We start from the raw sequence: 23,859 nt of genomic DNA, 5'->3' as shown, positions 1-23,859 counted from the left end.
CACGGGATTGCCCTTCGATTGACGTCTGTATGCATGAGTCGGCTTGAGCCAAGCCTGAATGGGGGTGACAGCCCCCGTTCAGATGGACACGGCCTGTCACAGCCCTGCTGCGTCCTGCCGGATTATGCCCTATGGCAGGCGCGATGCAGCGAATCCTGATCGTCCTTGCCCTTGCCGTCCTGCTGCTGCCGGCCCCGCACATGGGCAAACCGGAAAGAGTGACAGCCGGGGCGCTGCTGGTGACGGCGCGCGCCTTGCCACTCAGCAGCATCGATCCGACGCTCGATCATGTGGGCGCGCTCGCCTATCTCGGCGGCTGGGAGCTGAAAAGCGCCAATCCCGGCTTCGGCGGCCTGTCCTCCCTGCTGGTGTCACCGGCCGGCGATATGCTGGGCCTCAGCGACTCCGGCATATTGATGGGTTTCCACATCGGCCCCGGCGAAGGCGAAGGCCACCCCTTCATCGCCCCCTTGCCGATCCGTGCGCAGGATCGTCATCGCCCCTGGTGGGCCTGGGATTCGGAATCGATGACCCGTGATCCGGTCAGCGGCCGCTATTGGGTGGGCTTCGAACTGCAACAGGCGATCTGCCGCTATGCCCCCGGCTTCGCGCGGGTGGAGGCGTGCCGGACCTGGCCCGAAATCCTTGCCTGGCCCAAGACCGGGTCGGTCGAATCGCTCGCCCGCCTGCCCGACGGCCGCTTCCTGGCGATCGGCGAGATAGGGATGACGCCCGACGGACGGCACGACAGCCTGTTATTCGCCGGCGACCCCGCGGAAAGGGACACCCCCGCCCCCATCCACTTGCGCTACACCCCGCCGCGCGGTTATCGCCCGACTGATGCGGTCGCGCTGGACGCCCGCCACCTGCTGGTACTCAACCGCCGCCTGACGATGGAACAGCTTTTCACCGCCACCATCGCGATCGTGGACCTGCCTGAAAAGCTGGCGCCGGGCATGGACCTCAAGGCGCGCACCCTCGCCCGGCTGGCCCCGCCGCTGCTGGCCGATAATTTCGAAGGGATTGCCGTCAGCCAGGAAGGCGGCCGCCCGATCATCTGGATCGTCTCCGACGACAATCACGAATTTTTCCAGCGCACCCTGCTGCTGAAATTCGGGATGGATTAAGCGGCGCGAATTTGGTTCGAGCCGGTTCGCAGGCCGTGAATGTCGAGAACCGGCGCGCAGCCTACTTCAGCACGTGAGCACCGGCAGCGCAGAAAGTCGCGGCCTGCGGGCCGTGTCGAGCCAAAGTCCACGCAAAAAAGCGGCCCGGTGAGGGGCCGCTCCTTATGCCGAAACGAATCGCGGGAATCAGGCTGCGACGGCAGCCTTCTTCTTGACGATGTCGCGCTTCAGGCGACGGGCCTTCAGCGACAGCTTGTCGTCGCTGGTTTTGACCAGCCAGTTGTCCAGGCCGCCATTATGTTCGACCGAACGCAGACCATGGGTCGACACGCGCAGCTTGACGCTGGTTTCCAGGGTTTCGGAGATCAGCGACACGTTCTGCAGGTTCGGCAGGAACACGCGCTTGGTCTTGTTATTGGCGTGGGAAACATTGTGACCCACCTGGCGACCCTTGCCGGTCAGCTCGCAAATGCGCGACATAGTCAATCAACCTTTGAATTCGGGTTCGTTCGGAAAGCCGCGCCGATAAACAGATTCGCGGCCAGCGTCAACCACGCGCATGAATTTGGCCGTGCCGATCGTGGCGCTTGCGCAACCATTTTGCCCGACGCCGCGTTCTTCCCTGCAATCGGATAGAGGAGGAATTATGCGTTTCATCGGCGGACTGTTGCTGATCGCGCTTATCGTGGTCGGCGTCGGGATAGCAACCGGATTCATCGATCTGCAAAAGACCAGCGAGGGCCGCCTGCCCGAAATCGCGGTCAAGCAGGGCGCGCTGCCCAAATATGAGGCGAACGTCGCCAAGGTGGAAGTCGGCACGCGCAACGAAACGGTCGAAGTGCCCACCGTCGCGGTCAAGAAGCCCTAGGCCGCTTTTGGCGCGCCTTTCGTAAAGCGCCGCAATCCTGTAACGGCGGGGCTTATGGCCCCGCCCTTCCCGCTTCCCGCCCCGATGCGCCGCGCGCTCGACCTCGCCAGGCTGGCGCAGGCGGCGGGCGAAGTGCCCATCGGCGCAGTCGTGACGAAGGATGGCGCGATCATCGGCGAGGGCCAGAACCGCAACCGCCGCGACAATGATCCCACCGCCCATGCCGAAATCGTCGCCATGCGCGCGGCGGCGACCCATCTGAACGACTTCCGCCTGACCGGCTGCGACCTGTGGGTCACGCTGGAGCCTTGCCCGATGTGCGCGGGCGCCATTTCGCACGCCCGCATCGCGCGGCTCTATTATGCGGTCGGTGATCCCAAGGGCGGCGCGATCGAGCAAGGGCCGCGCCTCTTCACCCAGCCGCAATGCCTGCATCGGCCGGACGTCTATGGCGGCCTGGCCGAAGCCGAAGCCTCAGCGCTGCTGCGGGACTTTTTTGCCGCCCGGCGCTGAACGTCCCGCCCCATAATCGATGCGATAGAGTTGATAGGGCAGGGTCATGCCCGACTTGAGCGTGACCGGCACCAGCCAGCGGGGAATCGTCCCCCGCATCAACCCGGCATAGAAGCCGCTCGGACTGCGCGACTGGTAGATCGTGCCTTCGGGGAAATTGGGGCAGACCAGCAGATAGGTCGCATGATGCTTCGCCGCGATCGGGCGGAAAGCCTCGGCTGGGCCGTCATAGGCATGGTGCATGTCCAGGATCGTCGCTCCGTTGCGATGATAGGGGCCGGCCAGCGCGCTATGATGGGTGGTCGCGATCAGCCGCGGCCCCAGATCGACCATGGTGAAGATCGTCGCGGGCGGCAGCTGGTCCAATATCTCCAGCGCCGGCAGGGTGCGGCAACGTCCGTTCGCCTTCTTGATCGCCGCGGTGCGGGCGACGGCGGACGGACGCCATGGCTTGGGCTTCGTGCCTGTCGCTTCCTGATAGAATGTCACCACCTGCGGATAGAGCGGATAGGCGCAGGCGATGACCGCGAGCAGCGCCACCCCCGTTCCGGCCGCAATCTTCACCCGACGCGATCCCGTCAGGATCATGCCGATCAGCCGGTGCGCAGCCCAGGCAGCAGGCGGGATCGCCAGTAATTGCGCCGCCGGCCCGGCGCGTAGCTGCCAGAAGAGCAAGGCGGTGGAAAAAACCATCATCAGCCCCACCGTGGCCCAGGCCCAGAGCTGCTCGCCGTCGCGGCGCGATTCCCAAAGCGCCCAGATCAGGCCGATAAGGCCCGCCAGCGGGATCGCCAGCAACGGCACCACCATGCTCTGCGCCTGCGCCGTGATCGGCTTGGCCTCGCGGATATTGGCCAGCCACAGCCGCTCCAGCTCGGGCGAAATCTGATAGGGGGACAGGCATTGCGGCCAGTTGAGCCAGAAGAAGAGGCCAACCGCGCCGCCCACCACGGCACCCGCGGCCAGCCGCACTGCCCAGCCGCGCAACGGCGCCAAGGACAGCAGCACCATGCCCGCCGACGCCGCCCCGAACACCGCGACCCAGATCGGCGACAGCGCGTCGCAGACCATGGCGCGATTGGCGTAGCTGGCGAACAGCAGATAGCAGAGCGACGTCGCCCCGCCCAGGCTCAGCGCATAGGGCAGCATCCGCCGCTCCGCCCCCGGCCGGAACACCCAGCGCAGCGCTATAAGGCCACCGCCCGCCGCCAGATAGACGATCATCTCCATGCCGATGGCGATCGACAGCGCGCTGCTGACCCCCGCCATCACCCCGCCCCGCAGCCTGTTGGTGTCGATGACGCCTGCCAGCATCGTCACCGCCAGCGCCAGTTGCCAGCCATGATGATCGATGCGCATCGGCGCATACATGCCCAGCCCCATCTGCGCGGCCAGCGGCGCCAGCACGGCGAGGAGCCAGCCGTTCGGCCCGGCCAGCCGCCGCCCGATGAACCCCAGGCTCAGCATCAGCAGCAGCAGCGGCAACAGTGGCGCAATGCCGCAGGCCAGCCGGTCGGCCAGCCCCTGATCGACAAAGGCGCGGAAGAACAGGATCAGGCCCGCGATCGGGATATCGACCAGCCGCGACCAGTGGATATTCGCCCCGCCCGGCGGATCGAGCCGATATTGGCGCAGGTCATACCAGCCTTGGCCCGCCAGCCAGTCCTTCACCTGCACATAGCGGATATTGTCATCGGTATCGCTCAGCACCAGCCAGTGGATGGCGGGCCAGCGGGTCGCGACCATTGTGACCGCGGTCACGATCCAGATCAGCAAGGTCAGCCATTTCCAGTGCCGCTGGGCGTAAGCGGTCAGGATCGGCGCCCAATGCCGGGCGCGGGCATAGAGGGGATGGGCGCGCAGGGTTTGGACGCTAGGCAAGGTCATGCGCGTGGATTAGAGCGTCCGCCTCAAAGCGCAACGGGGCGAGCCATGAAATATCTGTCACGACTTTATGCAGAGCATGGCGCCCTGTTCTGGCAGATCGTCCGCTACGGCGTGACCGGCCTGTTCGTCACCGCCTGCCAGGCCGCGATCTACTGGACCCTGGCAGCGCTGGCCGGCTTCCATCCGCAGGCCGCCAATTTCATCGGCTATCTCGCCGCCGTCGCCATCGGCTATGTCAGCCACAGCCTCTTCACCTTCCGCGGCCATGGCGGCGAAGCGAACCACGCGGCGCGCGGCGTGAAGTTCGTGACGGTGTCGCTCATCAGCTATGCGCTGAACGCGCTATGGGTCTTCCTGTGCGTCACTTACATGAGCTGGCCCGAATGGTCGCCCATACCGGCGATGATCTTCGTGACGCCTGCGGTGATGTTCGGGCTGAACCGGCAGTGGGTGTTCAAATAAGGTATCGCCGTGCTCCCGCGCAGGCGGGAACCCAGGTCAGGCAAGGCGCCTAGCGTGCCCGCACAGCGACACGTTCTGCCAAAAATCAATGCACGAAGCGCGCCACCACGTCGCGATAGGAGCGGCTGACCTTCACCTGCGCGCCGCTTTCCAGCACCAGGAAACATTCGCCGTTGGTGTGCGGCTTCACCTGCCGCACCTGCGACAAATTCACTATGGTCGAACGATGCACCCGTTGGAAATTGCGCGGATCGAGCCGCTTTTCCAGATCCTTCATCGTCTCGCGGAGGATCAGCGAGTTATCGGCGGTATAGATGCACATATAGTCGCCCGCCGCATCGATCCGCTCGATCGAATCGACGTCCACCCGGAAAATCTGGCCGCGATCCTTGATGTTGATGAGCTTTTCGAATCGGTTGGACGCGGGTGCGTCGTCGTCGGCGGCGAAATCGGTCATCGCCTGGGGCGCAACCTCGGCCAGCACTTCGCGCAGCTTCTCGATCTCCTGCACCTGCCGCTTTTCGGTGAGCCGCTGGCGCACCCGGTCGAGCGCATCGGCCAGACGGCCTTCGTCCACCGGCTTCATCAGATAATCGACCGCCTGCGCCTCGAATGCGCGGATCGCATGGTCGCTATAGGCCGTGCAGAAGATGACCAGCGGCGGTTCGACTTCCATCAAACCCTGGACGACGGAAAAGCCGTCGAAACCGGGCATCTGGATATCAAGGAACACAAGGTCAGGTTTATGCGTCTTGATCGCGCGAATAGCTTCGCGGCCGTTGGTGCAGGTTTCGATAATGTCGACATCCTCATGCGCTTGCAGACGTAGCTGAAGCCCTTGAATGGCCAGGCTTTCGTCATCGACGAGGATTGTTCTGATGGTCATGCGGCCACTTTCGATGTTTCATCCATGTTAAGCGGAATTTCGATGATGACCGAAAATCCGCCCGGCGTGGAACGCGTTTCGAAGCTCTGTCGTTCCCCGAAGGCCTGAATTAACCGGTCCCGGATGTTCGGCAGGCCGATCCCGGTCCCCTCGCTCATGGGGATGTGCGGCCTCATTCCGCTTTCGTTCAATCCCGGTCCGCTGTCCGATACGACGATCCGGACATTATCCCCGGCAGGCTGCGCGCTGACGGCGATTTCGGCCCCCTCCTCCTTGGGCGTCACCGCATATTTGATCGCGTTCTCGACCAGCGGCTGGAGCAGCAGCGAGGGCAAGCGCGCCTGCGCCACCGCCGGATCGATGGTGAAGGACGGGCGCAACCGCTCCTCGAACCGCATCTTCTCGATCTCCAGATAGAGTTTCAGCGTCTCGATCTCCTGCTCGATCGTCACCTGCGCCGTCGGCTCGTTAATCAGCGTGTAGCGCAGGAAGGAGGAGAGCCGCGACAGCATCGCATTGGCCCGGTCGGTCTGCTTGAGCAGAACCAGCGTCGATATGGAGTTGAGCGTATTGAACAGGAAATGCGGATTGAGCTGGTAACGCAGCATCGCCAGTTGCGCATTGGCCGCCTGATTTTCCAGCCGCAGCAACTGGTCCGCCTGCTCCTCCACCGTCAGGTAGAAATTGATCGCATAATAGAGCGCCGACCAGGCGCCCAGCAGCGTCATCGACAGGTAGAAGGCGCCCAGGAAAAGCTGCAACCCCGCCGTCTCGCTACCCCGGTTCTGCGTCGAAAAGACCCAGGCGTCGATGAAGGCGACCAGCGCCGCGGCGCTGACCACGGTCACGATCGACACGCCCCAGGTCACGATCGGCCGCCGCTTCAACAGGAAACGGAACATCACCGCGATCAGCAGCGTCACCGAATAGCCCGAGACGGTGGAAATCAGCACCGGCACCAGGCTGGACAGCGGTTGGCCATTGGCGATGGTGGACGAGCCGCGCAGCAGGAACGCGCCGGCCCATCCGAGCGACTGCAGGTTCCAGAAGGCGCGGTTCTTGTCAGCGAAAAAGGGCTGAGGCTTGATGCGGGGCACGGTCACGGACATTGCGTGCAGGCTTAAGCGATTTGGGCCGCCGGTCAAAGCCGGTTTCGGCGAGCCCGGTTGCGGAAGGGCGGGGATCAGGCCGCTGCGGCCGGCTCTTCGGTCATCGGCGTCACCTCGTCGGTGCATAGCCAGACCAGGTCCGACAGCTCCAGGGTGCGGCCGTCATGCGCCAATATGCCGATCGGGCGGATCGGCTGGCCGTCGCGCTTGTCCGCCAGCACCTGGCACGCCGGCGTGCCGCAGCCCCATCGCTCGCCCCACTGGCGCAGCGCGATCATCGCGGGGGCCAGCCCCTGCCCCTTTTCGGTCAGCCGATATTCGACCTTGCGCCGGTCGCACTGCATCGGCTGGCGCACCAATATGCCGTTCTCGACCAGCCGGGACAGCCGGTTGGCCAGGATGTTGCGGGCGATGCCCAGCGTCGACTGAAACTCCTCGAAATGGCGGATGCCCGACAATGCGCCGCGCAGGATGAGAAAGGACCAGCGCTCCCCCATCATCTCCAGCGCGCTGGGCAGCGCACATTGTTCCAGATCCTGGGCCAGATTATGTTTCATATATCATCACGCATAGCGCAAAGCCGCAGGCGTTGCAAAATCGCCGCCTTATTCGTGCAAGATGGGATTTTTTTGTTGCACGACAAGGGTCTTCCAACACAATCGGGAAACGATGCTACGCCAGTATGAACTTGTCGAACGGGTAAAGCGCTACGATCCGGATGCGGACGAAGCGATGATCAACCGCGCCTATGTCTTTTCGGTCCAGAAACATGGCTCGCAAAAGCGTGCCAGCGGCGATCCCTATTTCAGCCATCCGATCGAGGTGGCGGGCATATTGACCGACTTCAACCTCGACGACCAGACGATCGTGACCGCGCTGCTGCACGACACGATCGAGGATACGCTGGTCACCTATGAGGAAATAGAGGGCGCCTTCGGCAAGGATGTCGCCCGCATGGTCGATGGCGTGACAAAGCTGTCGAAGATCGAGGCGATGAGCGAAAATGAGCGGGCCGCGGAAAATCTCCGCAAGTTCCTGCTCGCCATGTCGGACGATATCCGCGTGCTGCTGGTCAAGCTCGCCGACCGGCTGCACAATATGCGCACGCTGCACTTCATCAAAAATCCCGACAAGCGCCGCCGCATCGCCCGCGAGACGATGGACATCTACGCGCCGCTGGCCGAGCGGATCGGCATGTACGACTTCATGCGCGAGATGCAGCTGCTCGCCTTCCGCGAGATCGAGCCGGAAGCCTATGCCAGCATCACCAGGCGGCTGGAACAACTGAAGGAAGGCGGCCATGACAAGGTCGACCGGATCGGCGCGGAACTGCAACTGCTGCTCAGCGGCAAGGGCATGTCGGTCAGCGTGTCGGGCCGCGAAAAACACCCTTTCTCCATCTGGAAGAAGATGCAGGAACGGCATATCAGCTTCGAACAGCTGACCGACGTCATGGCCTTCCGCGTCATCACCGAAAGCCATGAGGATTGCTACCGCGCGCTGGGCATCATCCACCAGACGTTCAAGATGGTGCCGGGGCGGTTCAAGGATTATATCTCCACCCCCAAGCGCAACGGCTACCAGTCGCTGCACACCACCGTCATCCATCAGGACAACGCCCGGATCGAGGTGCAGATTCGCAGCCGCGACATGCACAATGACGCGGAACTCGGTCTCGCCGCACACTGGGCCTATAAACAGAAGGGCGACGCCGCCGATCATCACGCCGCCTGGCTGCGCGACCTCGTCGAGATACTGGAGCAGAGCCACGACGCCGACGAACTGCTCGAACATACCCGCATGGCGATGTATCAGGACCGCATCTTCGCCTTCTCGCCCAAGGGCGAACTGCATCAGATGCCCAAGGGATCGACCCCGGTCGACTTCGCCTATGCCGTCCACACCTCGCTCGGCAACCAGACCGTCGGCGCGAAGGTCAATGGCCGCGTCGTACCGTTGCGCACCAGCCTCGAAAATGGCGATCAGGTCGAAATCCTGAAATCCGAAGGGCAGGAGCCGCAACCTGGCTGGCTCACCTTCGCCATCACCGGCAAGGCGCGCGCCGCAATCCGCCGCTATATCCGCCAGAAGCAGCGCGGCGAGGAAATCCAGCTCGGCGAGAAGCTTTATGAGGAAATCGTCGGTCGCTTCTCCCCCGACCTGGCAAAAGAGCTGGGCGACAAGGCGCTGACCGCCGCGCTCAAGCGGCTGAAGCTGGACGATCGCGCGTCGCTGATGGTCGCGATCGCCACCCATCGCCTGCTCGATTCCGAAGTGATGGAGGCGCTGATGCCCGGCTCCACCAGCGCGCAGGGCATGGAGGAGGCGCATCCCCGCCAGCACGAACCCGTCTCGATCCGCGGCCTGACGCCGGGCATCGCCTATAATCTGGGCGATTGCTGCCATCCCGTCCCCGGCGATCGCATCGTCGGCGTGCGCCGCACCGGGGAACCGATCGAAGTCCATACCATCGACTGCCGGTCGCTGGAGGTGGAGCAGGACGACGACTGGATCGATCTGGCCTGGGACGGCAAGTCGAAGGGCGGCACCGCCCGCCTGTCCGTCATCGTCAAGAACCAGCCCGGCGCGCTGGCCGCCGTCGCCAACGTCTTCGGCGCGACCAAGGCGAATATTTTGAACCTGCAACTGGTAAACCGCGAAGGCCCCTTCCACACCGACATCATCGACCTGGAAGTGGCGGATGCGCAGCATCTGAACCGGATCTTGTCGGCGTTGCGGGCAATCGACGTCGTGGTGCAGGCGGATCGGGTTTAGGAGGACCGGTGGCGGGGGCACGGCCCACCCATCAGGGGGCCAATCGCCTGTCCCGAACTAGCCGTCGTTAAGCCCCTTGCGCATCGCCTGCGAGAACTGCATCTACGGCATTTGCAGCCTGGAAAGATGGGCTTTGACCGCCGCATAAGCCGCCCGCGCCTTTATCAAGGCGTCGAAATGCAACCGTTGCCACGTCGAGCCGATCGCCACGGCTCCATCGACGATCCGCCGATTGCCGCGCCACAGCCGATGACAATGGCTTGCGTCGCGTGGCACGCAAGTGTCGAAAGACAGGTCGGGCCGGCGGCTGATCCCCTCGCTGATTTCCCGCATCAAAAGCTGACCGGGGGCATAGGCGCGATAGTCTTCATCGAAGCTCATCTTGAACCCATGGCCCCAGGTCGCGGATTCAAACCAGCACGACATGGCGATCACGCGGCCACCGGCCGACAAGCTGCTCAGTCGCGCGCTGCCATTGGCGTGGCCGCGCGCGATGACGGTGCGAAACAGAGCCTCCGTGGCCGCACTGCTGCCGAGCGCGCTGCCCACGCGGCCCTTCCAGCCGGATGCTTCCATCGCCAGGAAAGCGTCGATCCAAGGCGTGCATGGCGCAACCGGATCGAGCATCGTCACCGTAACGGCCCCATGATCGCTCTCCAGCCGCCGCGACAGGCTGCGCAGCCGGCTTTGCGTCTTGGCGTCGCTGCGCGCCTCGGCCTCGTCGCCGGCGCGATGTGCCGGGCGCTCGACGCACTGGATGGCGTGGACCGCACGCCCTTCCCGCTTGCAATGGTCGAACAGCGCGATGCTGATCGGATCATCTGCGTCGAATTTCTCGAAATGCAGCAATATTGCGCGACCAGCGCACGTATCGAGAAAGGCGAGCAAGCTTTCCCAGAAAATATCGGCGGATTGCGCCATCACCAGTGGCGTACCCAGAAACTGGTTGGTTGCCGACCAGCTGTGCCATATGCGGGCAGGCCAGCGCCCGAATCGCCATTCGGCCATCAGCGGCATCACGCCCAGCCACGGCCCATGTTCATGGCTGACGACCGCCAGCAGCGCCTCATGGCCGTCGTCGGATTGGCACAGCGCGGCTTCCATGAACCAGTCCTGCGCAAAGATGTTCGCATCCCCGGCCTGTGCGGACAGCGCCGCCCAGCATGCCCGATCATGCGCCGTCAGGTCGGCGTGACGCACCAGGCGAACGGTTGGCCGGCCGGCGCCCGCCACCGGCCATTCATGGCGATTGCCCGCACGAAATACGCTGGCGGGGGATAGACGGCTCATAACAGCCGGGCCTTGCGGGCGACACGGCAACCGAGCGAACGCCATTTCGGCGCCTTTGGCCATGCGGGCATGTCCCCGGCCGGTAATCCGCAGCGGCGCAATAGCGGATTGATCTGCATGGCGGCCCCAACCGACTGGCTCCATGCGCTCTGCCAGGTTATCGACAGCGAAATGGTCGGCTCCGCGCCTGCCTTCACCCAATGCGGCGACGCATAAGGAATGAAGAGCGCATCGCCGGGACGCAGCGGGTGGATATTCGCCTCCGCCTCATAGGCATCGTTCCAGGGCAACATATTGTCGCCAGCGCCATAATAGGCTTCATGCCGGTCGAGCGGCAGCCAGGGCGGCATGGGTTGATAGGTCGCGAACTGCTTGTCGCCCGCAATCTGGAACAGGATATTATATTCACAGTCGAAATGAAATGGCGTCAGAGTGCCGGGCGATGAAATGAAGATAAACCCTCTGACCGTCAGGCCCGGACCGGTCGCTGGAAAGATCACGGGCCCGATCTCGCCCATCACCCTGTCCAACAAGTCCCGATAGGCCGGCAATTGCTCGACGAAGCGGAGCATGACCCAGTTGCCGCTCGTCTTGATGGCGCGAATGACGCTTGCGGCATCGGCGTCGTCCGATCGGTCCATCGCGAAATCGCCGCCATGGGGAGCGTTCGCAATCCGGCGCTCGACATATTCCGGTGGCAGGTCGAGCGCCGCTTGCGCCAGCGCCTCGATGGACAGGAGCGGTTGATCCATGAGGCTGTGCCGGAGCATCGCTGGCGACAGGGGATAGGCACTCGCGAACGGGCCTAGACTGGACGAGGCGAGGAAGGACATGGCGGCAATTCTTCAGCGACGACGGAGCGATCGCCTCAGCATTGCCCAAGAAGGTTGAAAATCCAGTTAAATGGCCCGCGGCTGCCTGGCGCCAGGCTCGACCAGAACTGACTATCCATGGACCACCCAATCGACGCCCAAGGCTTCCCGAAGCAAAATCTTCGTGCCCGGACAGGATGGTCTTGTAGCCGGATGGTCGGGAATACTCGTCGGTCGATCTATCTCACCTCATGCCGACCGGCAAAAGCCGAAGGACAGCCATAGCCATCCCGCCCCGACGGCACTTCCGAAACCCGCCCACGCGGCCCCTTCCAAAATAGGATTTTCTCTGGTCTATCCTCATGGATGCGCCACCCCTTCGCCCTCCGCACCGCACACGCTTGCGGGCCACGCACGGAGCCTCCTGCGCAATGCGGCGCGTCGGCGGCGCGTCCTTATGACCCGGTCGTGACCCGGCAGGCGCGCCGGGCTTACCCCTCTGTGGCTTCTCTGTGGCTTCGCGGGAGCTTTACAGTTGCATCGCCTTCTATTTTTCCACATTTTGCGTCGGCGGACCGCGACAACGGTGTGAACTTCGGCGGTGGCGCGCTGCTGTGACTTCCGGCCCGTGCCCCGCGGCTCCTGCGCACCCGCCCCGCGCCAGTTTCCGCGTGACATCGCTGCCCCGACTCTGTAAAGGCGCCCGCAGCGAACCCTTCGGGGTTCACCGTCCGAGACAGTTGGTGAAGGGATCTGCCCTTCTTAATCTCCAGCCGAGACGGGGAAAAGTTCTTTGCCGGACGGGCGCTATGCCCGATTCGGGTCTGCCTGTTCCTTTGATGGATGCGGGCCAGTCGATCTCTCCCCTCGGACTTAGTGCCCCATGCCTCCGGCGTGGGTTTAGTCGTTCGTCCGTGCAAGCGGTCGGACATGAAGTGGAGTAATGGCATGGATCGTAATCAGAAAGCTGAGGTCGTTTCCGCGCTGAACGCAGAGCTGGCAGAAGTTGGCGTGGTCGTCGTGACCCGCAACCTCGGCATGACCGTCGCCCAGTCGACTGTCCTGCGCCAGAAGATGCGCGACGCAGGAGCCACCTACAAGGTTACGAAGAACCGCCTCGCCCGTATCGCCCTTGATGGCACCGCCTACGGCCCGCTCAGCGACCTGCTGACCGGCCCCGTCGGCCTCGCCACCTCGGCCGACCCGGTCGCAGCCGCCAAGGTTGCGATCGATTTCGCCAAGACCAACGACAAGCTTGAGATCGTTGGCGGCGCGATGGGCGAAGTGCTGCTCGATGCGGAGGGCGTCAAGGCCCTGGCATCGATGCCGTCGCTGGATGAACTGCGTGCAAAGCTGATCGGCCTCATCGTCGCTCCGGCTACCAAGCTCGCAACCGTCACCCAGGCACCGGCTGCGCAGCTCGCGCGAGTCTTCAACGCCTATGCGGAGAAGGAAGCGGCCTGAGCCGTTCCCGACCCGATTTTTTGACCCTCATCTGACGGGGCGCAGCGCCCCAAATAAGGAAATTGACAAATGGCAGACATCAACGCTCTGGTCGACCAGCTTTCGGCCCTCACCGTCCTCGAAGCCGCCGAGCTGTCGAAGGCTCTGGAAGAAAAGTGGGGCGTTAGCGCCGCTGCTGCCGTCGCCGTCGCTGGCCCGGCTGCCGCCGCCGCCGCTCCGGCCGCTGAAGAGCAGACCGAATTCGACGTGATCCTGACCGGCGACGGTGGCAAGAAGATCAACGTCATCAAGGAAGTCCGCGCCATCACCGGCCTGGGCCTGACCGAAGCCAAGTCGCTGGTGGAATCCGCGCCGAAGGCCGTCAAGGAAGGCGTCAGCAAGGACGAGGCCGAGAAGGTCAAGAAGCAGCTGGAAGAAGCCGGCGCGACCGTCGAACTCAAGTAATCGGTGCGCCCCGCTACATGCGGGGCACATTGGCCCGGCTCTGGCCGGCGGATATAGGGCGGCGCCGTTACGGTTGCCGCCTTTTTCGTGGACGACGGCAAGCCGGCGGCAAGCGCCGTCAAAGCCTGGCTTCTGCCATTGGTGGATCGGCGGCGTCCATCACCGGTCCGGAGAATAGATGCGCTGCGCCGACCGCTTCATCGCGGACAGGACAGCAGCTCGCCGAACCCACCGGAACAAGGCGCCTTCATCCCAATCGGCCGCCCCATCCAGACCCTATCCAGCGTCGCGAACCTGAACTCCTGGCCGCGCGCCGAATTGCGCCAGATACTCCTGTTCCCCGGTCGGGCGCGCCAGGTGATAGCCCTGGAACAGGGTGCAGCCGATAACGCGCAGCACGTCCATCTGGGCTTCGCTTTCGATCCCCTCGACCACCACTTCCATGCCCAGCCCCTGGATCAGCCCGACGACGGCAGAGTAGATGGTGCGGGCTTCGGCGGAGGTGGCGATGTCGCGGACCAGGCTGCGGTCGATCTTGACCCGGTCGACCGGCAGTTCCTTCAACCGCGACAGGTTGGAATAGCCGGTGCCGAAATCGTCGATGGCGATGCGCACGCCATCGCGGCGCAGCGCGCGCAATTGCTCCAGCACGCGCGGGTCCATCTCCATCGCCAGAGATTCGGTGATCTCCAGCTCCAGCATGGCGGGCGGGGTGCCGTGGGTGGCGATGGCGTGGCGCAGGCGCAGGAAGAAGTCGGCCTGCGCCAGTTCGCGGGTGGAGATATTGACCGCGATCCGCTGATGCACGCCCGTCTGCGCCCAGCGGGCCGCGGTCTGGCACACGCGGCTCATCACCCAGTCGCCCAGCGCGACGATCGCGCCGCTTTCCTCCGCCACCGGCACGAAGGCGCCGGGCATGACGAGCGCGCGCTCGGGATGCGCCCAGCGCACCAGCGCTTCGGCCGAGACGGCGTAGCCGCTGGCGACATCGATCTGCGGCTGGAACTCGAGCAGGAATTCCTCCCGTTCCAACCCACGCAGCAGGTCGCGCTCCAGCTCGGCGCGATCCTCCGCCTCCAGCGCCAGCGCGTCGGTGTAGATTTCCGCCCGGCCGCGCCCCTGATGCTTGGCGTGATACATGGCGATGTCGGCGGCCCGCAAAAGATCGGCCAGCGTCGCGCCATGGTCGGGATAACAGGCGATGCCGATCGACGCACCCAGGTCGACATGCTGGCTGCCCAGGTCGAACCGTTCGCCCAGTGCGAACTGGATGGCGCGCGCGATCCGCTGCGCCGCCGCCGGACCGGACAGGTGGGGGAAGAACATCGTGAATTCGTCGCCGGCGAGGCGGCCGATGACGGCATCGCCGCCGCCCGTACTGACCTGCGCCATCACGACTTCGCGCAGGCGACCTGCAACGCGCGCCAGCAACTGGTCGCCGGCCGCATGGCCCAATGTGTCGTTGACTGCCTTGAAGCCGTCTAGATCGATGAAGAAGAGGGTGGCGAGGCCATTGTCGTCGCGCTCCGCCAGCAACCGTTCGACCTGGCGGCAGAAGCTGGTGCGGTTGGCGAGGCCGGTGATCTGGTCGAACAGCGCCAGCGCCTGGACATGGTCGAGATTGGTGCGGACCTGGCTGAACAGGCTTTCCATCGCGACCGACAGGTCGGGCAGCTCGTGCCCGATCTCGCGGGCGACACCCGAATGGAGGTCGCCATGGGCGGCGGACAGCAGCCGGTCGGTGGCGGCGTCGATGGCGGTGGCGGTGGTGGCGATGGTGCGCCGGGCCGACGCCCAGCTCATCGTGCCGCACAATATGGCGATGATCAGCGAACGGCCGATCTGGATCAGGTCATCTTCCTGGCCCGGCGTATAGCCCAGCACCAGCGACAGGATGAACACCAGCGCCCCCGCGGCGCAGGCGAAGGCGGCAGCGCGGCTTTTCAACGTCACGCCCTGCATGTGCCTCCCAGCCCGATACCGGTCCCGCAGGACCCCCGATCAGCCGGATATGAAGGACAGTGGTTAAGAAAGGGTCAGCAAAGCGTCCGAAAATCGTCACTTTTTGCGGCGCAATATCAAATAGAGCGCGCCGTCTCCGCCATGGCGCGGATGGGCGACGCGCACGCTGGCGATGCGATCGGCATAGGGGCTGGTTTCGAGCCAATGACCGATTTCACCGCGGATCGCGCCGCGACGTCCCGCCCCGCCTCCATTTCCGTTCGCTGCCGCGCTTTTGGGCGGCTTGCCGGTGACGACCAGCAACACCCGCGCATCGCGCGACAGGGCGGCGGCGATCGCCTGGTTAAGGCGGGCATGGGCGGTCGACAGGGTGTGGCCATGCAGGTCGATGCTGGTGTCGGGGCTGATCGTACCGCTACGGATTCGCCGCTCCCAGCCGGTGTCGAGCACCGCTGCGGGCGTCCGTGCAGGCGGTGCGGCAATGATCCGCGCCGGTGGTGGCGTTAACCTTGTCTTGACCGACGGCTCGATCGGCAGCGGCGCCATGGTCGGACTGGCGGCGGCCCGCGCGCTCGGTCGGATCGGCCGCACGGTGCGGGCCAGCGCCGACCAGAGCGCTTCTTCCTCGCTGGACAGGCGGCGCCGGGCCATGGCGCCGATCAGGGGCGAACGAGGCGCGCCGCCGAGCCGATCGGCAGCAGCACCAGCGCGCTGCCCCGCGCCGACATGCCGCCGGCAATGCCCCGCGCCCGTGCGCCTGCGCCCCAGAAACTGTCGAAGCGGTTGGCGCCCTTGATCGCGCCGCCGGTATCCTGCGCGATCCACACGCCTGCCGGTTCGGCCCGGTCGAGCGAAAGCAGCACCGGCGCGCCCAGCGGGATGAATTTGGGATCGGCAGCCACCGTCGCTTCCGCCGTCACCGGCACGCCAAGCGCGCCGATCGGCCCGGCCCCGGTCAGTTCGCGGAAGAAGACGAAGCTCTTATTCTCGTTCATGATAGCCGCGCCTTCGGCCGGATGGGCGCGCAGATATTGCATGATGTCCTGCATCGACCCGGCCTGGATCAGTCCGCGATCCTTCATCAGCTTGCCGATGCCCGTATAGTCGCGACCATTCTGCCCTTCATAGCCGATGCGCATGACGCCGCCGTCGGGCAGGTTCAGCCGGCCGCTGCCCTGCACCTGAAGGAAGAAGAATTCCACCGGATCGGCGGCCCAGGCCAGTTCCAGCCCGCGCCCGGCGAGCGCGCCGGACACGATCTGGCTGCGATCGTCATAAGGGACGAACTTGCTGCCGCTCACCTTGCCCCGGATCGTGCGCCCTTTCAGGCTGTCGCTGAACTGGCCGAGATCGACATCGATCAGGTCCGTCGGGCGACGGTAGATCGGCACTTCATAGCCCGGCTGGCGGGCGCGCGATCCGGCGATTTCCGGCTCATAATAGCCGGTGACGAAGGCCGCGCCGTCGCCCACCTGCACCGCTTCGAAATAGCGGGCAAAAAATTCGGCGGCCGATGCTTCGGGCCAGCTTGATGCGGCGGCGCAGCTATTGTTCCAGTCGGCGCCGCGCGTCAGGCCGCTGGCGTCGGTGCGCTTCATCAGCGTCGGGCAGGAGATGCGGAATGCCTGGAGCGCGAGGCGGGCGCGTTCGCCCGATGGGATGAGGCTGGCAATATCCGGGCCACGGGTCACGCCCAGACCTGCCGCCATACCCTTGTCGAGCGCAGGATCGGCCGGCAATTCGACCGGCAGGGTCGGGCGCGGTGTAGCCGGAACGGGACGGGTTGCGCCCTCGCCGGACGGAACTGGACGGGAAGGGGCCGGACCGCCGGCAGATGGCGGGATCATGCCGCCCGCGCAGGCAGGCAGCATCAGCGCTGCAAGCAGCGCCGCCCCCGACTGACGCGCGATCATGCCGCTTCGTCGGTTTCGCTAAGCTTCCAATTGGGGTCCGCGCTGCGGATGTCGCGGGTGAAGGTCCACACATCCTTGGTGCCGACCGCATCGGTCATCGACCCCGCGACGACGTTGCCATCCTTGTCGCGGGTGACGGCGGCGATGTCCGCCTCGAACCGCAGTGCGACTTCGGCGATGCGGCCATTGAGCGACGCCTCGACGATCTGCGCCTTTTCGATGCGGACCAAACGGTTGTCGAGCACATGGCCATCGGCTTCGCGCGCAGCGATCGCGTCCTCGAAGGAGGCGCGGACGTCATCGTCGCACAGCCAGGCCAGTTCGTCGCGGTCGCCGCGCCAGAAGGCTTCCAGTACCATCTTGTAAGCGCTCTTGGCGCCATCCACGAACTGCGGAACATCGAAGCTGCGGTCGGCGGCGATCAGCGCGCGGACGCCATTTTCCGCGCCGGGGCCGATCAGTCCTTCGGCCAGACGGACCGAATCGCCGCCATTCTGCGCGACCGGACCGGGTTGCAGCACCGTCACCTTGGCGCGTTCGTCGGCCGGGCGCAGGGCAGGCTCCTGCTCGTGGCCCGTACGCTTGCCGAGCACCGAATAGAGCCGCAGCGCCAGAAAACCGGCGATCATGGCGAGGATGACGATCACATACACGGAAGGCTATACCCTTTTGTGTGGGACAATGTTCCGGCCAACATAGGCATGTTTGCACGCAACTTCAAATAGGCGCTTGGGCTGGTCTTTCCCGGCGTCCCGCCATTGCCCTGATCCAACGCCCCTGCTAAGCGCGCGGGTCATCATTGTCCGGGGGCCTGGCGCCGCCGCCAACAGCGAAAGTCTAGGGAAGAGCATGGCCGACGAAACGGATCACATCACGACGAATCTGGGCAATGGCGCCGACACCGCGCCGCAGATCGCGCTGATCAGCCAATATGTGAAGGATCTGTCGTTCGAAAATCCGAACGCGCCGGCCGTCTACCAGTGGCAGGACCAGCCGCAGATCGACGTGCAGTTCAACATCGGCGCCGAACGGGTCGCCGACGAAGTGCTGGAAATCGCGCTGAAGATCGAAGTGAAGGCGATCGCGCCGCAAGGCACCGCCTTTGCCGTCGAACTGCTCTACGCGGCCATTTTCGGTATGCGCAACGTGCCAGAAGACCAGATCCAGCCCTTCATGCTGGCCGAAGCGCCGCGCCTGATCTTCCCCTTCGCCAGGCGGGTGCTGGCTGACGCGATCCGCGACGGCGGCTTCCCGCCGCTGCTGCTCGACCCGATCGATTTCGGCGCGCTGTATCTGCAGCAGGCCGAGCAGATGGAAGTGACGACGGGCGAACCGGCCGGTCACGCCTGATAATCTGCCATGACCCCCACGTCCGTTCGGGCTGAGCCTGTCGAAGCCCCTTGCTGTTCTTCGCAAGAAAAAGGGAGCCCTTCGACAAGCTCAGGGCGAACGGAACAGGGATTGGGCGCATGAAACTGGTACGCGCCCTTGGCTCGGTCGGCGGGCTGACCCTCGCCAGCCGGGTGCTGGCGCTGGTGCGCGATTCGCTCGCCGCGCGTTATGTCGGCGCGGGTTTCGCGTCGGACGCGTTCAACGGCGTCGCCTTTCGCCTGCCCAATATGTTCCGCGCGCTCTTTGCCGAGGGCGCCTTTTCCGCCGCCTTCATCCCCCTGTTCAACAAGAAGGCGGCAGGGGAAGGCGGATTACCGGCGGGCTATGATTTCGCCGAACGCGCGCTGGCGGTGCTGCTGCCGGTCCTGATCCTCTTCACCCTGATCCTGATTGCCGCGGCCTGGCCGATCACCTGGGCGCTGTCGGGCGGCTTTTCCCGCCAGAACCCGAGCGCGGAGCAATTCGCGTTCGCCGTTACCCTGTCCCGCATCACCATTCCCTATCTCGCGCTGATCTCCCTGGCCTCGCTGCTGGGCGGCATCCTCAACTCCCTCGACAAATTCTGGGTCAATGCCGCCGCGCCGATATTGCTGAACGTCGCGATGATCGCGGGCCTGTGGTTCTTTCACGGTGCCGACGAATATGAGACGGCGCGGGTGCAGGCCATGTCGGTCACGATCGGCGGCGCGCTGCAACTGCTCTGGTTGATCTGGGCGTGCAGGCGCGCGGGCGTGTCGATGACGCTGAAACGCCCCCGCCTCGACAAGGATGTGCGCGAACTGCTGCGCCTGGTCGTTCCGGCAGCGGCGGGCGCGGGCGCGTCGCAGATCAACCTGCTGATTTCCACCGCCCTGTCAGGCTGGCTGCTCGCGTCCGGCTCCATCACCTATATCTATTATGCCGACCGGCTGAACCAGTTGCCGCTGGGCCTGATCGGCATTGGCCTGGGTACGATCCTGCTCCCCACCATTTCGCGGATGCTGTCCAAGGGCGAGGACGCCGCGGCGATGGAGACGCAGAATCGGGGCATCGAACTCGCCCTGTTCCTGACCCTGCCGGCGACCGTGGCCTTTCTGGTCGTGGCGGAACCGATTGTGCGCGGCCTGTTCCAATATGGCCGCTTCACCGCGGAGGACGCAATGCGATGCGGCTGGGCACTGTCGGCCTTCTCGATCGGCCTGCCCTCCTATGTTCTCGTGAAGGTGCTGACGCCGGGCTATTATGCGCGCGGCGACACGAAGACGCCGGTGCGCTATGCGATGCTGTCGATCGTGATCAACATCATCGGCAATCTGGCGATGATCCCGACCCTGGGCCATATCGGCCCGCCGCTGGCGACCGCGCTATCCTCCACGGTCAATGTCGCGATGCTCTATCGGACATTGGTCAGGCGCGGCCATTTCGCCGCCGATGCGGGGCTGCGCCGTCGCCTGCCCCGGCTCGCCGTCGCCGCGCTCATCATGGGTGTCGCGCTGTGGACGGGTGAAGATCTGCTCGATCCCTGGCTGACCGGCGCGATGGTGCAGCGCTATGTCGCGCTCGCCCTGCTTGTCGGCGCGGGTGTGGCGCTGTACGGGCTGGCCTCCTTCGTCACGGGGGCCTATCGGCTCTCCGACATCAAGGCGCTGATGCGCCGCAAAAGTGCAACCTAAGTAAGAACGGATTCAGACATGCGCGTCCTTTCCGGCATCCAGCCGACCGGCAATCTGCACCTTGGCAACTACCTAGGCGCGATCCGCAACTGGGTGCGGATGCAGGATGAGATGGACAGCCAGAGTCAGTGTTTCTTCTTCCTGGCCGATATGCATTCGATCACCGTGCATGAAGGGCGCGAGCAGCGTATCCGCAACGTGCGCGACATGGCGGCCGCACTGGTCGCCGCCGGGATCGACCCGGACCGCAGCGTGTTGTTCAATCAGGCGCGCGTGCCCGCCCATGCGGAACTCGCCTGGTTGCTGAACGGCACCGCGCGCATCGGCTGGCTCAATCGCATGACGCAGTTCAAGGACAAGGTCGGCAAGGACCGCGAGGGCGCCTCGATCGGCCTGTTCGTCTATCCGGTGCTGCAGGCCGCCGACATATTGCTCTATAACGCCACCCATGTCCCGGTGGGCGAGGACCAGAAGCAGCATCTGGAGCTGGCGCGCGACATTGCGGCCAAGTTCAACAGCGATTTCGGCGTCGAACTGTTCACCCTGCCCGATCCGATCATTCCCCGGGAATCGGCGCGGATCATGTCGTTCCGCGACGGTAGCGCGAAAATGTCCAAGTCCGATCCATCGGACATGAGCCGTATCAACCTGACCGATGACGACGACGCCATCATGAACAAGGTGAAGAAGGCCAAGACCGATCCCGAACCCTTGCCCGAAACGGCCGCCGGGCTGGTCGGCCGCCCAGAGGCGAACAACCTGATCGGCATCTACGCCACCCTGTCGGGCACGACGCCGGACGCAGTCTGCGCGGCGTTCGCGGGCAAGGGGTTCGGCGCGTTCAAGCCGGCGTTGGGCGATCTGCTGGTCGAAACTCTGCGCCCGATTCGCGAGCGGTTTCTCGCATTGCGCACCGACGATGCCGCACTCGACGCCATCCTGGACAAGGGCGCGGCCAAGGCAGCGGCGGCGGCGGAGCCGACCCTGCGCGCGGCCTATGACGCAATGGGGCTGATGCGATAATGTCACAGGATCGGCTTAAATAGCTGACGCTGGGCATGGTCGTTTACGGAAAAGCAGGGCGAGCGTCGTCCATGATCTGACAGGAACATGGTTTGCGCCCGTTCGGTCGGTTCGCGCGTTCAAACGATGTTCAGTTGCGTTTTGCTATCGCAGAGCGCAATGATGTTTAAAGGCTCATGCCTTGGTACAGGACGCAGAAAAATGACCCGTTTCAAGAAGTTCGGCCTGATTGCGGCGCCAGCTCTGGCGCTGGTGGCGCTGTCGGGCTGCACCACAGGCTTCAAAGCCGATGTCGCCCGCTTCCAGCAACTCCCCGCGCCCGCCGGGCAGAGCTATATTGTCGTCGCCGACAATCCGCAGCTCGCGGGCGGGCTGGAGTTCGCCCATTATGCGGACATGGTCGGGCGACGTCTGGCACAGACCGGTTATGTGCAGGCTAGTGACCCGGCCCGCGCCGACCTGATCGTGCGCGTCGCCTATGATGTCGACAATGGGCGCGAGAAGGTGCGCTCGACCGGCTTCGGCGGCCCTTATGGCGGTGGCTTCGGCCCCTGGGGTGGCGGTTTCGGCGGCCGTTGGGGTCGCCCATGGGGCTATGGCTTCTATGATCCCTGGCTCTTCGGCGGTGGCGGCTATAACGACGTGTCGAGCTACACCGTCTACACCAGCGACCTCAGCATGAAGATCGACCGCGCGGCCGACAACCGCCGCCTGTTCGAGGGCAAGGCGAGCGCCCAGTCGCTGTCGAACAAGCTGACCTATCTGGTGCCCAACCTGATCGACGCGATGTTCACCAACTTCCCCGGCCAGAATGGGGAAGATGTGAAGATCACTCTGCCGCCCGAGAAAAAGGGCTAGGACAGGCTCGAACAAGATGTGAAAAGCCCGGCGCTTCATCGAAGCGCCGGGCTTTTTCGTTGTCATGCCGCGCCTTCTGTCCCGCCCGCATTGTCCCCTGCGCCATTTTCCGCTGTTCCATGCCCCATCATAGCGGATAGCCTGCCGCGGTCCGTTGCCATGGGCAGCGCCACCGGGGAACCACGCCTATGTCCTTGACCGTCCGCATCCTGATCGCGCTCGTGCTGGGACTGGGTAGCGGCATCGCGCTGGCCGAATGGGGCGGAGACTGGGGGACAGGCGTGATCGCGGTGGCGCAGCCGATCGGCAAGGCGTGGCTGGGCGGGCTGCAGATGCCGCTGATCCCCCTGATCTTCGCCCTGCTGGTGACGGGCATCACCCAGGCGGCGACCAGCGTCCGGACCAACGGCATGGCCGGCCGCGCGATCGCGCTGTTCGCAATCCTGCTGACGGCATCGGCGGCGGTCGCCGCGCTGATCGGGCCGCTGATGCTGCATCTGTGGCCAGTGCCGGCCGGCGCGGTCGGGGCGCTGGCGGGCGCCGATGGGGTAGGCGAAGTACCCGACATGCGCCCGTCCGCCGAATGGCTGCTGGGCTTCATCCCGGTCAATCCTCTCAAGTCCGCGAGCGAGGGGCAGGTGGTCGCCGTGGTGCTGTTCGCACTGGTCTTCGGTTTCGCCGTCACCCGCATCGCGGCGGACCGGCGCGCGCAGCTGACCGGCTTCTTCCAGGCGCTGGCCGACGCGCTGCTGGTCGTGGTCGGCTGGGTGCTGTGGCTGGCGCCGATCGGCGTATTCGCGCTGGCGCTGGTCGCGGGCGCGCGGTCGGGGCTGGCGACGGCGGGGGCGCTGCTTCATTATATCGGCTTCATCGTGCTGATCTGCGTCGCGGTGACGCTGCTGGTCTATCCGCTGGTCGTGGTCGCCGGGCGGATCGGGTTGGGCCGCTTCGCCCGCGCCGCCCTGCCCGCCCAGGCCATCGCCTTTTCGACGCAAAGCTCGATCGCCTCCCTGCCCGCGATGATCCAGGCGAGCGACGAACCGCTTGAGGTGCGCGAAACTACGCGCAGCATCGTCCTGCCGCTCGCCATATCGCTGTTCCGTATCACCAGCCCGCCCGCCAATCTGGGCGTCGCCCTCTATGTGGCGGCGATGAACGGCGTGACGCTCGGCCCGGCACAACTGGCGATGGGGGTGCTGGTGGCCGCGATCGTCAGCCTGGCGGCGGTCGGCCTGCCCAGCCAGATCACCTTCTTCACCACCACCGGCCCCATTTGCCTCGCCATGGGCGTGCCGGTGGAGGCGTTGCCGCTGTTGCTGGCGGTGGAGACGGTGCCCGACATCTTCCGCACGGTCGGCAATGTCACCGCCGACATGGCGGCGGCCCGGATTTTGGATCGGCAGGCGGCGGACGCATCCTAAA

23 protein-coding genes are annotated in these 23,859 nt (G+C 64.9%); 12 read left to right on the top strand and 11 right to left on the bottom strand.

Annotated features, from left to right (window positions below):
* The first annotated feature begins 143 nt into the window (after window positions 1–143).
* A complete protein-coding gene (locus SBA_RS06650; protein WP_261936303.1) occupies window positions 144–1,127 on the top strand; it encodes an esterase-like activity of phytase family protein in 984 nt (327 codons plus the stop codon).
* Between the two features lie 186 nt (window positions 1,128–1,313).
* Here SBA_RS06650 and rpmB read toward each other — a convergent pair whose 3' ends face one another.
* Window positions 1,314–1,607, bottom strand: a complete 294-nt coding sequence (gene rpmB, locus SBA_RS06645) for a 50S ribosomal protein L28 (RefSeq protein WP_066604556.1) — start codon at window positions 1,605–1,607, stop codon at window positions 1,314–1,316.
* A gap of 166 nt (window positions 1,608–1,773) precedes the next feature.
* On the opposite strand from rpmB, the gene SBA_RS06640 reads away from it, so the two are divergent.
* Both SBA_RS06640 and SBA_RS06635 read left to right on the top strand, forming a co-directional pair.
* A complete protein-coding gene (locus SBA_RS06640; protein WP_224548676.1) occupies window positions 1,774–1,995 on the top strand; it encodes a hypothetical protein in 222 nt (73 codons plus the stop codon).
* Between the two features lie 54 nt (window positions 1,996–2,049).
* The gene (locus SBA_RS06635; RefSeq protein WP_261936302.1) at window positions 2,050–2,508 is read left to right on the top strand and encodes a nucleoside deaminase; all 459 of its coding nucleotides are present in this window, start codon (window positions 2,050–2,052) and stop codon (window positions 2,506–2,508) included.
* On the opposite strand, the gene SBA_RS06630 is transcribed toward SBA_RS06635, so the two are convergent.
* Window positions 2,470–4,395, bottom strand: a complete 1,926-nt coding sequence (locus SBA_RS06630; RefSeq protein WP_261936301.1) for a hypothetical protein — start codon at window positions 4,393–4,395, stop codon at window positions 2,470–2,472. The two genes, SBA_RS06635 and SBA_RS06630, sit on opposite strands and share 39 nt — an antisense overlap.
* A 45-nt stretch (window positions 4,396–4,440) precedes the next feature.
* On the opposite strand from SBA_RS06630, the gene SBA_RS06625 reads away from it, so the two are divergent.
* Complete coding sequence (locus SBA_RS06625; RefSeq protein ID WP_261936300.1) at window positions 4,441–4,857, top strand: GtrA family protein; 417 nt, start codon at window positions 4,441–4,443, stop codon at window positions 4,855–4,857.
* A gap of 85 nt (window positions 4,858–4,942) precedes the next feature.
* On the opposite strand, the gene SBA_RS06620 is transcribed toward SBA_RS06625, so the two are convergent.
* The 3 genes from SBA_RS06620 to SBA_RS06610 form a co-directional block, all read right to left on the bottom strand.
* Window positions 4,943–5,743 carry a LytR/AlgR family response regulator transcription factor gene (locus tag SBA_RS06620; protein WP_224548671.1) on the bottom strand — a complete coding sequence of 267 codons (801 nt, stop codon included), beginning with the start codon at window positions 5,741–5,743 and terminating at the stop codon, window positions 4,943–4,945.
* On the bottom strand, window positions 5,740–6,846 hold the full coding sequence (locus SBA_RS06615) for a sensor histidine kinase (RefSeq protein WP_390902396.1): 1,107 nt from the start codon (window positions 6,844–6,846) through the stop codon (window positions 5,740–5,742). The genes SBA_RS06620 and SBA_RS06615 overlap by 4 nt, the downstream gene beginning before the upstream one ends.
* Before the next feature lie 80 nt (window positions 6,847–6,926).
* Window positions 6,927–7,409, bottom strand: a complete 483-nt coding sequence (locus SBA_RS06610; RefSeq protein ID WP_224548667.1) for a winged helix-turn-helix transcriptional regulator — start codon at window positions 7,407–7,409, stop codon at window positions 6,927–6,929.
* 112 nt (window positions 7,410–7,521) lie between these two features.
* Here SBA_RS06610 and SBA_RS06605 point away from each other — a divergent pair, with 112 nt between their 5' ends.
* A complete protein-coding gene (locus SBA_RS06605) occupies window positions 7,522–9,627 on the top strand; it encodes a RelA/SpoT family protein (protein WP_224548665.1) in 2,106 nt (701 codons plus the stop codon).
* A gap of 102 nt (window positions 9,628–9,729) precedes the next feature.
* Here the strand turns inward: SBA_RS06605 and SBA_RS06600 are convergent, their stop codons facing one another.
* Window positions 9,730–10,917, bottom strand: coding sequence for a GNAT family N-acetyltransferase (locus tag SBA_RS06600; RefSeq protein WP_261936298.1), 1,188 nt, complete (start codon window positions 10,915–10,917; stop codon window positions 9,730–9,732).
* Window positions 10,914–11,669, bottom strand: coding sequence for a cupin-like domain-containing protein (locus tag SBA_RS06595; RefSeq protein WP_224548662.1), 756 nt, complete (start codon window positions 11,667–11,669; stop codon window positions 10,914–10,916). The genes SBA_RS06600 and SBA_RS06595 overlap by 4 nt, the downstream gene beginning before the upstream one ends.
* A 1,008-nt stretch (window positions 11,670–12,677) precedes the next feature.
* On the opposite strand from SBA_RS06595, the gene rplJ reads away from it, so the two are divergent.
* Window positions 12,678–13,193 carry a 50S ribosomal protein L10 gene (gene rplJ, locus SBA_RS06590; protein ID WP_224548660.1) on the top strand — a complete coding sequence of 172 codons (516 nt, stop codon included), beginning with the start codon at window positions 12,678–12,680 and terminating at the stop codon, window positions 13,191–13,193.
* A gap of 69 nt (window positions 13,194–13,262) precedes the next feature.
* On the top strand, window positions 13,263–13,637 hold the full coding sequence (rplL, locus tag SBA_RS06585; RefSeq protein WP_224548658.1) for a 50S ribosomal protein L7/L12: 375 nt from the start codon (window positions 13,263–13,265) through the stop codon (window positions 13,635–13,637).
* A 276-nt stretch (window positions 13,638–13,913) separates the two neighbouring features.
* Here the strand turns inward: rplL and SBA_RS06580 are convergent, their stop codons facing one another.
* The 4 genes from SBA_RS06580 to SBA_RS06565 all read right to left on the bottom strand — a co-directional run bounded on the left by SBA_RS06580 (window position 13,914) and on the right by SBA_RS06565 (window position 18,165).
* Window positions 13,914–15,599 (bottom strand): putative bifunctional diguanylate cyclase/phosphodiesterase, encoded by a 1,686-nt coding sequence (locus SBA_RS06580; protein ID WP_261936297.1) that lies wholly within the window; start codon window positions 15,597–15,599, stop codon window positions 13,914–13,916.
* Between the two features lie 96 nt (window positions 15,600–15,695).
* Complete coding sequence (locus SBA_RS06575; protein ID WP_261936296.1) at window positions 15,696–16,250, bottom strand: Smr/MutS family protein; 555 nt, start codon at window positions 16,248–16,250, stop codon at window positions 15,696–15,698.
* Between the two features lie 8 nt (window positions 16,251–16,258).
* On the bottom strand, window positions 16,259–17,512 hold the full coding sequence (gene mltA, locus SBA_RS06570) for a murein transglycosylase A (RefSeq protein WP_261936295.1): 1,254 nt from the start codon (window positions 17,510–17,512) through the stop codon (window positions 16,259–16,261).
* Window positions 17,509–18,165 (bottom strand): Tim44/TimA family putative adaptor protein, encoded by a 657-nt coding sequence (locus SBA_RS06565; protein ID WP_261936294.1) that lies wholly within the window; start codon window positions 18,163–18,165, stop codon window positions 17,509–17,511. The genes mltA and SBA_RS06565 overlap by 4 nt, the downstream gene beginning before the upstream one ends.
* 196 nt (window positions 18,166–18,361) lie before the next feature.
* Here SBA_RS06565 and secB point away from each other — a divergent pair, with 196 nt between their 5' ends.
* From secB to SBA_RS06540, 5 genes are all read left to right on the top strand, one after another.
* The gene (secB, locus tag SBA_RS06560; RefSeq protein WP_224548648.1) at window positions 18,362–18,862 is read left to right on the top strand and encodes a protein-export chaperone SecB; all 501 of its coding nucleotides are present in this window, start codon (window positions 18,362–18,364) and stop codon (window positions 18,860–18,862) included.
* Between the two features lie 119 nt (window positions 18,863–18,981).
* Complete coding sequence (gene murJ / locus SBA_RS06555; protein ID WP_261936293.1) at window positions 18,982–20,556, top strand: murein biosynthesis integral membrane protein MurJ; 1,575 nt, start codon at window positions 18,982–18,984, stop codon at window positions 20,554–20,556.
* Between the two features lie 18 nt (window positions 20,557–20,574).
* Window positions 20,575–21,579, top strand: coding sequence for a tryptophan--tRNA ligase (trpS, locus tag SBA_RS06550; protein WP_261936292.1), 1,005 nt, complete (start codon window positions 20,575–20,577; stop codon window positions 21,577–21,579).
* Between the two features lie 201 nt (window positions 21,580–21,780).
* On the top strand, window positions 21,781–22,437 hold the full coding sequence (locus SBA_RS06545; RefSeq protein ID WP_261936291.1) for a DUF4136 domain-containing protein: 657 nt from the start codon (window positions 21,781–21,783) through the stop codon (window positions 22,435–22,437).
* A gap of 188 nt (window positions 22,438–22,625) precedes the next feature.
* Window positions 22,626–23,858: a dicarboxylate/amino acid:cation symporter gene (locus tag SBA_RS06540; RefSeq protein WP_261936290.1), complete on the top strand. Its 1,233-nt coding sequence runs from the start codon at window positions 22,626–22,628 to the stop codon at window positions 23,856–23,858.
* The last annotated feature ends 1 nt before the right edge of the window (window position 23,859 follow it).

Source organism: Sphingomonas bisphenolicum, from assembly GCF_024349785.1.
GTDB classification, from domain to species: Bacteria; Pseudomonadota; Alphaproteobacteria; order Sphingomonadales; family Sphingomonadaceae; genus Sphingobium; species Sphingobium bisphenolicum.
This window is presented reverse-complemented; position numbering and strand designations above follow the sequence as displayed.